Below are 12855 nucleotides of genomic sequence, written 5' to 3' on the forward strand. Positions count from 1 at the left end.
CAAAGCCAGGCACTGCGCTTAGACTTGAGTCGGGTTTGTTTTCCTGGGGCAAGTCCACCAATTCGGGAGAAAGTTTTCATGAAGCTAGTCACTGCCATCATCAAGCCGTTCAAGTTGGACGACGTGCGCGAGTCGCTGTCCGAAATCGGCGTGCAGGGCATCACTGTTACCGAGGTAAAAGGTTTCGGTCGCCAAAAGGGACACACCGAGCTGTATCGCGGTGCTGAATACGTAGTCGACTTCCTTCCAAAAGTGAAGATCGACGTCGCTATCGATGACAAGGATCTGGATCGTGTCATCGAGGCCATCACCAAGGCTGCCAACACCGGCAAGATCGGGGACGGCAAAATTTTTGTTGTGAATCTGGAACAGGCTATACGCATCCGTACCGGCGAAACCGATACCGACGCCATTTAAGCCGCCAAACCCCACGCCCCAGGAGTAAACAATATGACTCTGCGTCAATTCGCAGGGCTAGGAGCCCTGTTGTCCCTCGTAACCCCTGGCCTTGCCATGGCGGCAGACGAAGTGGCAGCCCCTGTTCTCAACTCAGGTGACACAGCCTGGATGCTGACAGCTACCGCTCTGGTACTGTTCATGACCATTCCGGGTCTTGCCTTGTTCTACGGCGGCATGGTCCGCTCCAAAAACATTCTTTCCGTGATGATGCAGTGCTTCGCTATCACTGGTCTGATCAGCATCCTGTGGGTCGTTTACGGCTACAGCCTTGCGTTCGACACTACTGGTATGGAAGCTGGCGTCGTCAACTTCAACTCCTTCTTCGGCGGTCTGGGCAAGGCGTTCCTGGCGGGCATCACGCCTTCCAGCATCACCGGTTCTGCGGCCCTGTTCCCTGAAGCAGTGTTCGTCACCTTCCAGATGACCTTCGCCATCATCACTCCGGCCCTGATTGTCGGTGCTTTCGCAGAACGCATGAAGTTCTCCGCGATGCTGATCTTCATGGGTATCTGGTTCACTCTGGTCTACGCACCAATCGCCCACATGGTCTGGGGTGGTGTCGGTGGCCTGATGTGGGACTGGGGCGTTCTGGACTTCGCAGGCGGCACCGTCGTTCACATCAACGCTGGTGTGGCTGGTCTGGTTGCCTGTCTGGTACTGGGCAAGCGTAAAGGTTTCCCGACCACTCCGATGGCTCCGCACAACCTGGGTTACACCCTGATCGGCGCAGCCATGCTGTGGATCGGTTGGTTCGGTTTCAACGCCGGTTCCGCTGCTGCTGCAAACGGCACTGCCGGTATGGCCATGCTGGTTACCCAGATCGCTACCGCTGCTGCTGCTCTGGGCTGGATGTTCGCCGAGTGGCTGACTCACGGCAAGCCAAGCGCCCTGGGTATCGCTTCGGGCGTGGTTGCCGGTCTGGTTGCCATCACTCCGGCTGCCGGTACCGCAGGCCCGATGGGTGCCCTGATCATCGGTCTGGCGTCTGGCGTGATCTGCTTCTTCTGCGCCACCAGCCTGAAACGCAAGCTGGGCTACGATGACTCCCTGGATGCATTCGGCGTTCACGGTGTCGGCGGTATCGTCGGTGCGATCCTGACCGGTGTGTTCGCGGCTCCTGCACTGGGCGGTTTCGGTACTGTGACCGACATCGGCGCTCAAGTCTGGATTCAGTTCAAAGGCGTAGCCTTCACCGTGGTTTACACCGCGATCGTGACCTTCATCATCCTCAAGGTGCTGGACGTTGTGATTGGTCTGCGTGTTACCGATGAAGAAGAGTCTGTGGGTCTGGACCTTGCGCAACACAATGAGCGTGGCTACAACTTGTAATTAGCCGTAGCTGCAGAAAGAAATGCCCGGTCTCCGGGCATTTTTTTTATCCGTGTTTTGTGAACCATATGAGTATTCCAGATTCCATTGTCTGTGCTGCTGTCAATGATTCGGGCATATCGGTGCAATGGTTGTAACGTTGCCACAGAGATGATCGTTAACTTGCGGGAGCGGCTTGTTTATTGCGCGCTTTGCTTTTTTCTCAGTCGAGTTAGAATGCGCGCCGAACGTGCGGAGAACGGTATGTGGCATCAATCCAGAATCACCCTCCGGGCAAGGCCTCGCGGGTTTCATCTGGTGACGGACGAGATACTGGCAGGCTTGCCTGAGCTGCGTGGTTGTCGAGTCGGATTGCTGCATTTGTGGCTGCAACATACCTCGGCCTCGTTGACCGTCAACGAGAATGCCGACCCGGCGGTACGTCGTGATTTCGAGCGCTTTTTCAGCCGTCTGGTCCCAGAGGGTACTGACGGATATGAACATAACGACGAAGGTCCTGACGATTTGCCGGCGCATTTCAAGGCCAGTTTGTTAGGCTGCCAGTTGGTTTTACCGGTAACGGCTGGGCGATTGGCGTTGGGCACCTGGCAAGGTGTTTATTTGGGTGAGCATCGAGAGGTTGGCGGTGCTCGCAATGTTCTTGCAACCCTTCAGGGTGAATGGACATGACTACTGTTTTCAGTGGTTGTTGAATTTTTTCCGACAGCCTTCGATTTTTGAGGCTGTTGGGCTATAACTAATCTGCTTTCGCAAGTCATGAGGTAGAACATGAGCGACGACGACAACGATAACGACGATCTGGTAGACGATCTGGAAGGTGAGGAAGACGGCGAGGAGCTTGCTGCTGCTCCTGAAGACGACGCTGCCGACTCTGATGATGGTGCTGAAGTCTCGGCTACACCTGCCAAGGGCAAGTCCAAGGCTGCTGTTTCGGTCGATGAGCTGCCCAGCGTAGAAGCCAAGAACAAAGAGCGTGATGCTCTGGCCCGTGCGATGGAAGAATTCCTCGCTCGTGGTGGCAAGGTGCAGGAAGTGGAGGCCAATGTGGTCGCCGATCCGCCCAAGAAGCCAGACAACAAATACGGTAGCCGCCCTATCTAAGGGGGCAATGACTGTATGAGAAAAAGCCCGCTGTCGCTGCGGGCTTTTTCTTGGGCGATGGTTTTGTAGGAGCGAATGAATTCGCTACAGTCGTTTCAGGATCTCGGGCAACTGGTTCAGGTTGTCAATCTCTGCATCGGGCAGTCTGTCGGCTTCCCAGGTCTTGCCTTGCGGGTTGTACCAGATGGCTCGCATGCCGGCGCGCTGCGCGCCTTCTATATCGTCGCTGGGGTGGTCGCCGATATGGACGGCGTTGCTGGCGTCGCTGTTGCCACGTTTGAGCGCTTCCAGAAACGGCGCGGGATCGGGTTTGCCGATGCCCAGGTCTTCGGCGCATAGCGCGAAGGTGAAGTAGTCCGCCAGACCCAGGCGACGCACATCGGCATTGCCGTTGGTAATGACGCCCAGGGTGAAGGTCTTGGCGAGGATTTCCAGGGTCGGTTGCACCTCTGGGAATATCTGCACCTGATGCCGGGCATGCAGGAACACTTCAAAACTCTTTTCGGCCAGGTCCTGTGCTTCGCAGGAGCCGTATCCTGCGTCTTGCAGGGCATGAAACAGTACCCGTCGTCTCAGGGCGCTGATGCGGTGCTTGAGGGTCGGCTCGGCTTCGACCAGGCGTGAGCGGATTTCCCACAAGTGTTCGATCGGCAATGGTCCGAGCCTGGGCGCATGCTCGCCCAGCCAGTTGCGCAGTACCGTTTCGGCACTGGCGATGGCCGGGGCCGTGTCCCATAACGTGTCATCGAGATCGAAAGTAATGAGCTTAATCATCGGCAGATCCTTTGCGTCTGGCGCGGGGGTGGGCGCTGTCGTACACGCTGGCCAGATGTTGAAAGTCCAGGTGGGTATAGATTTGTGTGGTCTTGATGTCGGCATGGCCGAGCAGTTCCTGCACGGCGCGCAGGTCCTGCGAGGACTCCAGCAGATGGCTCGCAAATGAGTGACGCAGCATGTGCGGGTGCAGGTTTTGTCCCAGCTCTCGTTCTCCGGCGGTCTTGACACGCTTCTGGATCGCTCGTGGGCCAAGGCGTTTGCCTTGCTGGCTGACGAATACTGCGTCGTCCTGCGGGTTGGCCAGGGCGCGCAGGGGCAGCCAGGTTTCCAGTGCCTGACGGGCTTTGCTGCCCACCGGAAGCACGCGCGTCTTGCTGCCTTTGCCGAGCACCTGGACCAGTCCGTCGCTCAGGTCCAGCTGGTCGAGGTTCAGGCTCGTAAGCTCCGACAGTCGCAGCCCTGAGGAATACAGCAGTTCAAGGATGGCCTGATCACGATGAGCCAGAAAATCATCCTCGACTGCGCCATCGAGAAGTTGCGCTGTGCGGTCGGTGTCGAGGGTCTTGGGCAGTCGCCGCTCGCCTTTGGGAGGCGCAAGACCATTGGCGGGGTCGTGCTCGCACAGGCCTTCGCGGCACAGGTACTTATAGAGCCCGCGCACTGCCGACAGCATGCGCGCCAGGCTTCGTGAGGACTGGCCTTGCTGATGCTGGCGGGCAATGAAGCTGCGCAGGTGCTGGATATCCAGGTCCACCCAGCTTGAGATATTGGCTTTCTTGCTGAATTCGAGGACTTTGTTCAAGTCGCGCCGGTAGGCTTCCAGCGTGTGGGGCGACACCTGACGCTCACTGCGCAGGTGAGTGCAGTAGGCGTCCAGATGCTGTTCCATGCCTAGCGAACCGAGCGTAGCGAGTGAGTGAAGCGTGGCAGCAAGCGGCTCAGCACGTCAGCGATATAGCTGAGGAACAGGGTGCCGACCGAGCTTTTATAGTGCTGCGGGTCGCGGCTGCCGATGGCGAGTACACCGTGCAGGCCCAGATGATTCAGGGTCACGATTGCGGTGGAGCCCACTTCCTTGCTTTGTTCGTTGCCGAACAGGAAGGTCAGTTCATGCTCGCGCAATGCGCCGCACACTGTTTTCTCGCCAATCAGGCCGCCAATGGCTTTCTGTGCGTCGGCACTGCTTACCCAACGGCCGACCGGCATGGGGTTGTCACTGAACAGGACAAGGCTGACAAAAGGCACCTTGAACTCCTGACGCAGGCTGTCTTCCACCGCAATGATGAGTTCATCCAGGCTGGTGGCGTCCATCATGGCGAGGTTGAGGCGCCGGGTTTTCTCGAACAGACGATCGTTGTCGCGGGCAACATCCATCAACTGCGAGAGTCGATGACGCATTTCGATATTGCGTTCACGCAGCAATTTGAGCTGACGCTCGACCAGCGAGACAGTATCGCCGCGCTGGTGAGGGATACGCATCGACACCAGTAACTCGTCGTGTTCGGCGAAGAAGTCCGGTTGTTTGAGCAGGAAAGCGATAACCGCCTCTGCTTCAAGGTTTGGCACTGCGCTATCGGCAGGCGATTCGCTGGTGTTGCTGGTTGAAGCCGGAGGCTGATCTGTCATCGCATTTGCTCACTCATAGACGAACTTGGCCTTCGTAAACCCGTACTGCCGGGCCAGTCATCATGACAGGATGCCCAGGGCCTGCCCACTCGATGGACAAGCGCCCGCCGGGCAAGTCGATCAACAGAGGTGAATCCATCCATCCCTGGCTGATGGCTGCGACGGCCGCAGCGCAAGCGCCGGTGCCGCAGGCCTGGGTTTCCCCTGCGCCGCGCTCCCAGACGCGCAGTTGCGCACGCTGGCGATCGATGACGTGAAGAAAGCCCACATTGACCCGTGCCGGGAAGCGCGGGTGATGTTCGATCTTCGGACCCAGTTCATGCACCGGCGCACCGTTGATGTCGTCCACCCGCAGGACCGCATGGGGGTTGCCCATGGAAACAGCGGCCAGCTCGACGTTCTGCCCGTCGACATCGACGTCGTAGCTCAGCGCCTGGGCAGGAGCCGTGAACGGAATCTCTTGCGGGGTCAGGCGTGGCGGCCCCATGTCGACACTGATCTGCCCGTCGTTGCGGACATCCAGCTCGATGATGCCGCTCTTGGTCTCGACACGGATCTGGCGTTTGGCTGTCAGGCGCTTGTCCAGCACGAAGCGGGCGAAGCAGCGGGCACCGTTGCCGCACTGCTCCACTTCGGAGCCATCGGAGTTGAAGATCCGATAACGGAAATCCACGTCCGGATTGCTGGGCGCTTCGACGATCAGCAACTGGTCGAAACCGATGCCGGTGTGGCGGTCGCCCCATTGTTTGGCGTGCTTGGGCAAGATATGAGCGTGCTGACTCACCAGGTCCAGGACCATGAAGTCATTACCCAGCCCATGCATCTTGGTAAAACGCAGCAGCATGGGTTTACTCCGGCAGCAGGCTTTCGCCAGCGAACAGCTCGGTCACGGTTTCGCGACGGCGCACTTCAAAGGCTTGTGAACCATCGACCAACACTTCGGCAGTACGGCCGCGCGTGTTGTAGTTCGAGCTCATGACAAAACCATAGGCGCCGGCCGAGTGAACAGCCAGCAAATCGCCTTCAGCCAGAGCCAGTTCGCGGCTCTTGGCCAGAAAATCACCGGTTTCGCAGATCGGGCCGACGATGTCATAGGTACGTGCTGCGCCATCGCGTGGGCGCACGGCAGTGACATCCATCCAGGCCTGATACAGCGCCGGGCGAATCAGGTCGTTCATGGCCGCATCGACGATGGCGAAGTCCTTGTGCTCGGTGTGCTTGAGGTACTCGACCTGAGTCAGCAACACGCCCGCATTGGCCACGATGAAGCGGCCCGGCTCGAACATCAGCCCCAGGTCACGCCCGGCAAGGCGCTCGCGCACGGTCTTGATGTAGTCAGCCGCCAGCGGTGGCTCTTCATCGCGATAACGAACGCCCAGGCCGCCGCCCAGGTCGATGTGACGCAAGTGAATGCCGCAGTCGCCAAGACGATCCACCAGATCGAGCAAGCGATCCAGTGCATCGATGAAGGGTTCCAGAGTGGTCAGTTGCGAGCCGATATGGCAGTCGACACCCAGCACTTCCAGGTTCGGCAACTGCGAGGCGCGAACGTAGACGTCTTCGGCGTCCGCGATGGCGATGCCGAACTTGTTCTCTTTGAGGCCCGTGGAAATGTACGGGTGAGTGCCTGCATCCACGTCCGGGTTGACGCGCAGGGAGATCGGCGCACGGACATTCAGCTCGGCAGCCACGACTTGCAGGCGTTCGAGTTCGTCAGTGGACTCGACGTTGAAGCAATGCACGCCGACTTCAAGGGCGCGGCGCATGTCGTCTCGGGTCTTGCCGACGCCGGAGAATACGATCTTTTCGGCTTTGCCACCGGCTGCCAGCACACGCTCCAGTTCGCCACGGGACACGATGTCGAAACCGGCGCCCAGACGCGCCAGGACATTGAGTACGCCCAGGTTGGAGTTGGCTTTTACGGCGAAGCACACCAGATGCGGCATGCCGCTCAGGGCGTCGGCGTAGGCACGGTATTGCGCTTCGATGTGAGCGCGGGAGTAGACATAGGTCGGCGTGCCGAAACGCTCGGCAATGGCAGACAATGCTACTCCTTCCGCGAACAGCTCACCGTCGCGGTAGTTGAAGGCGTCCATGTAATTCCCTTAAAGATGCTTGTGCGATTGCGATTTGGCTTGTTCGTCGGATGATTTGGTGTCATCAGGCAGGTAGAGCGGGCCTTTCTGGCCGCACGCAGTGACAAGACAAGCGACCGCGACGAGCGCAGCAAGCGAAGAGATCAGGCGCTTCATGGCGAAATCCTTTGTAAAAGCATTAATTGCGCCCGAGTATACCGGCCACCCGGCGGCTTGCCTATGCAGGTGCCCACCCGTCCGGCGGGCCTTTGACGTTATCGTTACATATGAGCTGCTGCAGGGCGCGTCTGGCGGGTATGTTTTGCATTTGCCGTGCGGCGTCCGTATCTTGCGACCCTGTGCCATAAGCAGATATTTTTTCGAGGTTCCCGTAATGAGTTTGACCGAAGCCCGCTTTCACGATCTGGTGGATGCTACCCAGCAAGCGCTGGAAGACATTTTCGACGAGAGCGATCTGGACCTGGACCTTGAAAACTCTGCTGGCGTACTGACCGTAAAGTTCGAGAACGGCACTCAGCTCATTTTCAGCCGCCAGGAGCCATTGCGTCAGCTCTGGCTGGCAGCGCGCTCGGGCGGCTTTCATTTTGACTACGACGAAGAAACCAGCCGTTGGGTGTGCGACAGCAGCGACGAGTTGCTGAGCGAGATGCTGGTACGCATCACTCAGGAGCAGGCTGGCGTCGAGCTGGATTTCGACGAGATCTGACCGTGACCGATAACACTGCACCCGCACGACCACCCAAGCCGCTGTACAGCAACGTCAGCCCGGCCGTGCCTTCGCCATGTGTCAGCCTGTGTCGGCTTGATGAGCAAAAAGTCTGTCTGGGCTGTTTTCGTCATGTAGAAGACATTCGTGAATGGCGTTCGGCCGATGACGAGCGCCGGCGTCAGATTCGCCTTGATGCCGATCAGCGCAGAGAGCTTGCCCAGGAAAACCGCATCGCGGGTTAACGCCCCGTCGGGTTGTGTATTTATTGGCTGATGTTAATGTCAGAACCTGCTTCTCTAGATAGAGGGGCTTGTCAAAACCCCGCCGTATCGGCGGGGTTTTGCTTTTGTTGCGCAGAAGAAAGGAGACTGCCTGAACCATGAACACCACACCTTCCATCATCCTCACCCGGCTCGATGTACAGCGCCTTGAGCGCCTTATCGATAGTCAGACGGTGTCCAGCCCCGGCATCGAGGCCTTGCAGGCCGAACTGGACCGCGCCGAACAGATCGTCGGTCACGATGAAGTGCCTGCCGGGTTGGTCACCATGAACTCGCGTGTGCATTGCCGTGAAGAGGGCAGTGGCAAGGATTATCACCTCAAGCTGGTCTACCCGCAGGACGCGGGTGCCGAAGGCACGGTTTCGGTGCTGGCGCCCATAGGCTCGGCCCTGCTGGGCTTGCAGGTCGGCCAACACATCGACTGGCCCGCGCCGGGCGGCAAAACACTCAAACTCACCCTGCTGGCGGTGGAATATCAGCCGGAGGCGGCAGGGGAGTATTTGTAGGGGAAGCTGTAAGTTTTAAGCTGTAAGCCTCAAGCTTTTGACTTGCAGCTTGCAGCTTACCTACTGCTCTTCTCCATTTCCTCATTCAGGGCCTTTTCCAGCTCTGCCTTGTGGCGCAGGAACAGGATGCTTTGCCCGTGGCCGTCATCCAGCAGGCCGGAGAGGTCGAGGTCGGTGATGTAGCAGCGGTAGCGTTGCGGTTCGCGGCGGCGTTCGAGGATCTGCTGGGCTACCACGGCAAACAGCTGGTCGCCATGTTCCAGTTCGGAAAACTCGCTGTTGTCGCAATACAGCGTGACGTTCATCTGGCCCGGTGAGGTCTCTTCGATAATCGCTTGCACGTCATAGAACGGCTTGTCCGCAGCGGTCGGCGCGGTGCGGGGTTCGATGCGCCGGGCGCGGCCTGCGCCGGACGGCAATACCTGGTAATAAAGCATGTCCAGCAAGACAGGTTCTGCCGGGTTATCCAGTGGCAGCGATGCGCCGCGCCGGTAAACCAGTGAATGGAAGAAGCGCTGCAAGGGCAGCAAAAGGCTCTGTTCGTCGTGATACGGCAAGCGCTGGTGCCAGAGCGCGTTGTGTTCGTCGAGCACATAGAGGTCGGCGTCCGGTTCGTTGACCCGATAGAACACCTGAATGCACTCCGGCTGCCCATAGGGCAGGATCAGCGCCAGGTCGTGATCGTCCAGGGCTTGCGGGTCCAGATGCAACGGGCTGTAGCGCGGTGACTCTTCGCCCAGATAATTGAACAGCCCTGACAGGCTGTTGACCACTACATGGCCCACTTGACCGGGAATCATCTTCAGTACGTGATACTGCTGCTGCACTTGAATCAGGTAGCGATGGTTCAGGCCTCTGGCGAGCAGCAACTGCGCGGTATTGATCAGTTCCTCGACCCGCTGCGCAATGGCCGGCGCACGGTTGTGGCAGAAACAGCGCACACGTATGCGCGGCTGGGCCTCGCCCTCGGGCAGATTGCTGAGCAGCTCGCTCATGCAGTCGAGCAAGGCGTAAGGCCCGTCGTAGCGGCTGACCAGTGTTTCGTTCCAGCTGTTGAGGGTGATCTGGTCCAGCGTCAGCACCAGATTCTCCCGCACGCCAGCATAACTGAGCGAGTCGGTACGCTCGGTCGTCATCAGGATATTCAGGTCACGATGGTGCCTGAGCGGATCGACGCCCACGTTCACCAGCAGGAGTATCTCGTTGGGCACACTGGGTTTGAGCAGGTGCTCGTCGCTGACTTCGTTCAGTGGCAAGGGGATTGTCTGTTGCAGGGCTCCCAGCAGGTTGAACAGTTCAAGCTCGCTCAGGTCGCTGGCGCCAGGGTGCAAGGCCAGGCGGGTGGTGGTGTCAATCACGCCGTTGCGATGGCACCAGGTCAGTAGTTCAAGCAATTCCCGGCTGCGCTTGATGGGCGAGAAGCTTTGCCATTCCTGTGCCCCAAGGTTGCCGTTGTACAAGGCCCACTGGTTTTTCCCCGGTTCGCGCTTGTTGGGGGCGTTTACCAGGGTCAGGGTGTCTTCCGCCAGATCGGGAGCGATGCCGGGATTGATGAACTCGACCTTGCCTGCCTTGCGCTCGAACGCAGCATACAAGCGTCGGCCCAGCACACTGACGTCACGGGCTGTAATGGCGTTTGGCGCGTTTTGCGTACGTGCGAACTGCACCAGGAAGCGATAGCTGTAATTCAGTTCGTTGACCAGTGACCGGCGTTCATGGGCCACCTGGCGGACTTTCCACTGGCTGCGGCTGTCGAGCAGCGCCAGTTGGCGCTCATCCCAGCCCCATTCCCTGGTCAGGCGCTCCAGCAGCAATCGCTGCCAGCTATTGCTGCGCTGACGGGCCGGGCCAGTGAGCTTCTTGTTGACCTTCAGGTACAGGCTGCGACGTACCAGCTCCAGGCGTTCCGCTTCGTTGCGGGCCTGCAAGTGCTCTTCGATCCTCTGGTACACGACCATGTAAGGATCAAGTTCGTCCAGATCCAGCTGGTTGGCGAATACGGCCTGTTTGAAGCGCAGGCTCAGGCACTGAACGCTTGGGTGCTCGCTGGAGTAGACCTCGATCAGTAACAGCTTGAGGACGGACTTGTAGGGCGATTCGATGCCTTTGAACAGTTGCCAAAGCCCCGCCCCGATGAATTCCCCCGGTGGAATATGGGTCATGGGGCCAAGGTCGAGTACTTCGTCGGCGCGGATGAAGCGCTTGGACAGCAGCGTGTGGGTGTACTCGGCGTAGCGTTCTTCTTCATAGACCGGCACCAGCCACCACATGGGCGTGCGACCGGCGAGCCAGATGGCGGTGCGGTAGAACTCATCCAGCAGGAGATAGTGCTGGCTTGTGCCGCAATCGTCGGAACTGAGCTGGGTGTCGCGATCCCCGACCCGGAAACGTTGCGGGTCGATCAGAAAGAAATGCGCTTCTGCTCCCATGGATGCCGCCCAGGTTTCCAGCGCCTGGCACTTCTTGCGCAGTTCGGCGATGGCTTCTGGTGCAAGCTCCGAGTCGTGGCAGACCCAGACGTCCATATCGCTTTGCTCGGCCTGCGCCAGCGTTCCGAGGCTGCCCATCAGGAACAGGCCATGAATGGGCTGGGGCGGATTGCCGTGGCGGGCTTTATAGGAAAAGGAACGGGTCAGCCGCTGAGCTTCTGCCAGTGCCTGGGCATCGGGTTCGTAATGGGAAACGCCCGCTGGCGTGCTGCTGGAAACATAGCCCGGAAGCAAGGGGTGATTGACGTGAAAGCACAGGGGCAACAGCGTCAGGACACCCTGTTGACGAGTCGAGAGCCCTTCCATGGCGCGCGCATACCGCCCGTCATTGAGAGTCAGGAAGCGGTTACGTAACTGGCTGAGTACCTTGCGGTCGATACCCTCATCCAGGTCGGGACGAATTTCAAGATTTCGCGTCATCGCAACTCAAGCATCTGGCCTGCGCAGGCGTTGAAGTGGTCAGCAGATGGCGAAGAAGACTACAGCCGAGAGGATACATGAACGGTCGGGTTATTATTCTGGCGCCGGTTTTCTATCGGCGTACATTCCCATAAATGGAGGGCCTGCTGCACCTTTTTGTTTGCACTGGCAGGCCCGGCGTCTTTTTCAGGCAGCCTCTTCGGAGACGTTCAGGATGGTCAGCAGCGATTGAGCATGCTCGGCAGCTTCAAGCCCGAGGCTCGTCAGATAGCCACCATCGACTTGGGTGGTGAGGCCTTTTGCAAAGAGTCTTTTTGCAGCAGCAATGGCTGTCGGGGCTGCTACATGGTGGACTTTGAGGCCTTCCTGGGTGTTGCCCAGGTTGAACAGTGCGAGGATTTCCAGTTCGGCAACCAGCTCAGGGGTATACGACATAAGGACTCCAGACTTTTTGTAGTTGGCTGGGTCGTGAGGGTTACAGAATCGACAAGGCTGTGTGACACGTCGGTTCTGTATGACCGTTAACGCCAGCTTGCAGGAAAGCCCCAGGGTGTTGAGTGGCAGAGGGGCTTTTGCAGTGTAGCCAGAGGCTGGAGTCTTTGCAGCATATCTCTTGCAGGAATATCGAAGTCAGGCCTCTGGCGGCAGTTCCGGCAAGGCGCGCAAGGCGGTTTCATACCATTGGGTATTGAATGGCCGGTCTTCTTCGAGCATGGCATCGATCTCGATTGCCAGTACATGCGCCATCAGCTCAAGAATATCTTCACGCTCATAACCGACCAGGGTCAGCTTGTTGTAGGTGGCCTTGGCGGCTGGCGGGTTATCTGCCTCGATCTGGTTTTCAATCGCTTCGATCAGAGTCGATGCGGTGAACTCTTCTTCATCGTTATCGATTGGGTCGGTCATGGTAAGTCCTCAGTGAAGGCTGGCAGTTTAACTGGATTCTTTTGCCCGTGTCGGCTTCGGTGAAGCCTGCCTGTCAGAACCGTCTTTAAGTTGCGTGAGGAGTGCTTAACCCACTGACACAGTTGGAAAAATATATAAAAGTAACGCCACAAACAA

16 protein-coding genes are annotated in these 12855 nt (G+C 58.5%); 7 read left to right on the forward strand and 9 right to left on the reverse strand.

The features are described from left to right. Positions 1–78 precede the first annotated feature (78 nt). From glnK to sutA, 4 genes are all read left to right on the forward strand, one after another. Positions 79–417 (forward strand): P-II family nitrogen regulator, encoded by a 339-nt coding sequence (gene glnK, locus ACODS3_RS21330; protein WP_002555808.1) that lies wholly within the window; start codon positions 79–81, stop codon positions 415–417. Positions 418–450: 33 nt separating this feature from the next. Next, positions 451–1788: an ammonium transporter gene (locus ACODS3_RS21335; RefSeq protein WP_489036148.1), complete on the forward strand. Its 1338-nt coding sequence runs from the start codon at positions 451–453 to the stop codon at positions 1786–1788. A 243-nt stretch (positions 1789–2031) separates the two neighbouring features. After that, positions 2032–2457: a secondary thiamine-phosphate synthase enzyme YjbQ gene (locus tag ACODS3_RS21340; protein ID WP_201001086.1), complete on the forward strand. Its 426-nt coding sequence runs from the start codon at positions 2032–2034 to the stop codon at positions 2455–2457. A 99-nt stretch (positions 2458–2556) separates the two neighbouring features. Further along, positions 2557–2889, forward strand: coding sequence for a transcriptional regulator SutA (sutA, locus tag ACODS3_RS21345; RefSeq protein WP_025257954.1), 333 nt, complete (start codon positions 2557–2559; stop codon positions 2887–2889). Between the two features lie 84 nt (positions 2890–2973). On the opposite strand, the gene ACODS3_RS21350 is transcribed toward sutA, so the two are convergent. Genes ACODS3_RS21350 through lptM form a run of 6 tightly spaced genes read right to left on the reverse strand, consistent with a single transcriptional unit; the run spans position 2974 to position 7544 of the window. Next, positions 2974–3663, reverse strand: a complete 690-nt coding sequence (locus ACODS3_RS21350) for an HAD family hydrolase (RefSeq protein WP_201019445.1) — start codon at positions 3661–3663, stop codon at positions 2974–2976. Next, positions 3656–4555, reverse strand: a complete 900-nt coding sequence (gene xerC, locus ACODS3_RS21355) for a tyrosine recombinase XerC (RefSeq protein ID WP_201001090.1) — start codon at positions 4553–4555, stop codon at positions 3656–3658. Before xerC ends, ACODS3_RS21350 begins: the two co-directional genes overlap by 8 nt. A gap of 2 nt (positions 4556–4557) precedes the next feature. Next, positions 4558–5292, reverse strand: a complete 735-nt coding sequence (locus ACODS3_RS21360; protein WP_489036151.1) for a DUF484 family protein — start codon at positions 5290–5292, stop codon at positions 4558–4560. A 13-nt stretch (positions 5293–5305) separates the two neighbouring features. Further along, positions 5306–6136 carry a diaminopimelate epimerase gene (gene dapF, locus ACODS3_RS21365; RefSeq protein ID WP_201019444.1) on the reverse strand — a complete coding sequence of 277 codons (831 nt, stop codon included), beginning with the start codon at positions 6134–6136 and terminating at the stop codon, positions 5306–5308. Positions 6137–6140: 4 nt separating this feature from the next. Next, complete coding sequence (gene lysA, locus ACODS3_RS21370) at positions 6141–7388, reverse strand: diaminopimelate decarboxylase (protein WP_489036153.1); 1248 nt, start codon at positions 7386–7388, stop codon at positions 6141–6143. 9 nt (positions 7389–7397) lie between these two features. Beyond that, complete coding sequence (gene lptM / locus ACODS3_RS21375; protein ID WP_038399723.1) at positions 7398–7544, reverse strand: LPS translocon maturation chaperone LptM; 147 nt, start codon at positions 7542–7544, stop codon at positions 7398–7400. Positions 7545–7761: 217 nt separating this feature from the next. Between lptM and cyaY the strand changes: the two genes are divergently transcribed. From cyaY to rnk, 3 genes are all read left to right on the forward strand, one after another. Further along, positions 7762–8094, forward strand: coding sequence for an iron donor protein CyaY (gene cyaY, locus ACODS3_RS21380; protein ID WP_025257960.1), 333 nt, complete (start codon positions 7762–7764; stop codon positions 8092–8094). A 2-nt stretch (positions 8095–8096) separates the two neighbouring features. Further along, positions 8097–8339: a DUF1289 domain-containing protein gene (locus ACODS3_RS21385; RefSeq protein ID WP_201001100.1), complete on the forward strand. Its 243-nt coding sequence runs from the start codon at positions 8097–8099 to the stop codon at positions 8337–8339. 137 nt (positions 8340–8476) lie between these two features. Beyond that, a complete protein-coding gene (gene rnk, locus ACODS3_RS21390) occupies positions 8477–8884 on the forward strand; it encodes a nucleoside diphosphate kinase regulator (RefSeq protein ID WP_201001102.1) in 408 nt (135 codons plus the stop codon). Positions 8885–8940: 56 nt separating this feature from the next. Here the strand turns inward: rnk and ACODS3_RS21395 are convergent, their stop codons facing one another. From ACODS3_RS21395 to ACODS3_RS21405, 3 genes are all read right to left on the reverse strand, one after another. Next, positions 8941–11793, reverse strand: coding sequence for a class I adenylate cyclase (locus tag ACODS3_RS21395; protein WP_489036157.1), 2853 nt, complete (start codon positions 11791–11793; stop codon positions 8941–8943). A gap of 186 nt (positions 11794–11979) precedes the next feature. Next, positions 11980–12228 (reverse strand): TIGR02647 family protein, encoded by a 249-nt coding sequence (locus ACODS3_RS21400; RefSeq protein WP_201001104.1) that lies wholly within the window; start codon positions 12226–12228, stop codon positions 11980–11982. A 195-nt stretch (positions 12229–12423) separates the two neighbouring features. Continuing rightward, on the reverse strand, positions 12424–12699 hold the full coding sequence (locus ACODS3_RS21405) for a hypothetical protein (RefSeq protein ID WP_025257965.1): 276 nt from the start codon (positions 12697–12699) through the stop codon (positions 12424–12426). Positions 12700–12855: the final 156 nt, after the last annotated feature.

It is taken from the genome of Pseudomonas sp. FG43 (genome assembly GCF_057809175.1).

Coding starts and splice junctions, on each gene's coding strand:
- glnK (WP_002555808.1), top strand. CDS start 79: ATGAAGCTAGTCACTGCCATCATCAAGCCGTTCAAGTTGGACGACGTG.
- ACODS3_RS21335 (WP_489036148.1), top strand. CDS start 451: ATGACTCTGCGTCAATTCGCAGGGCTAGGAGCCCTGTTGTCCCTCGTA.
- ACODS3_RS21340 (WP_201001086.1), top strand. CDS start 2,032: ATGTGGCATCAATCCAGAATCACCCTCCGGGCAAGGCCTCGCGGGTTT.
- sutA (WP_025257954.1), top strand. CDS start 2,557: ATGAGCGACGACGACAACGATAACGACGATCTGGTAGACGATCTGGAA.
- ACODS3_RS21350 (WP_201019445.1), bottom strand. CDS start 3,663: ATGATTAAGCTCATTACTTTCGATCTCGATGACACGTTATGGGACACG.
- xerC (WP_201001090.1), bottom strand. CDS start 4,555: ATGGAACAGCATCTGGACGCCTACTGCACTCACCTGCGCAGTGAGCGT.
- ACODS3_RS21360 (WP_489036151.1), bottom strand. CDS start 5,292: ATGACAGATCAGCCTCCGGCTTCAACCAGCAACACCAGCGAATCGCCT.
- dapF (WP_201019444.1), bottom strand. CDS start 6,136: ATGCTGCTGCGTTTTACCAAGATGCATGGGCTGGGTAATGACTTCATG.
- lysA (WP_489036153.1), bottom strand. CDS start 7,388: ATGGACGCCTTCAACTACCGCGACGGTGAGCTGTTCGCGGAAGGAGTA.
- lptM (WP_038399723.1), bottom strand. CDS start 7,544: ATGAAGCGCCTGATCTCTTCGCTTGCTGCGCTCGTCGCGGTCGCTTGT.
- cyaY (WP_025257960.1), top strand. CDS start 7,762: ATGAGTTTGACCGAAGCCCGCTTTCACGATCTGGTGGATGCTACCCAG.
- rnk (WP_201001102.1), top strand. CDS start 8,477: ATGAACACCACACCTTCCATCATCCTCACCCGGCTCGATGTACAGCGC.
- ACODS3_RS21395 (WP_489036157.1), bottom strand. CDS start 11,793: ATGACGCGAAATCTTGAAATTCGTCCCGACCTGGATGAGGGTATCGAC.
- ACODS3_RS21400 (WP_201001104.1), bottom strand. CDS start 12,228: ATGTCGTATACCCCTGAGCTGGTTGCCGAACTGGAAATCCTCGCACTG.
- ACODS3_RS21405 (WP_025257965.1), bottom strand. CDS start 12,699: ATGACCGACCCAATCGATAACGATGAAGAAGAGTTCACCGCATCGACT.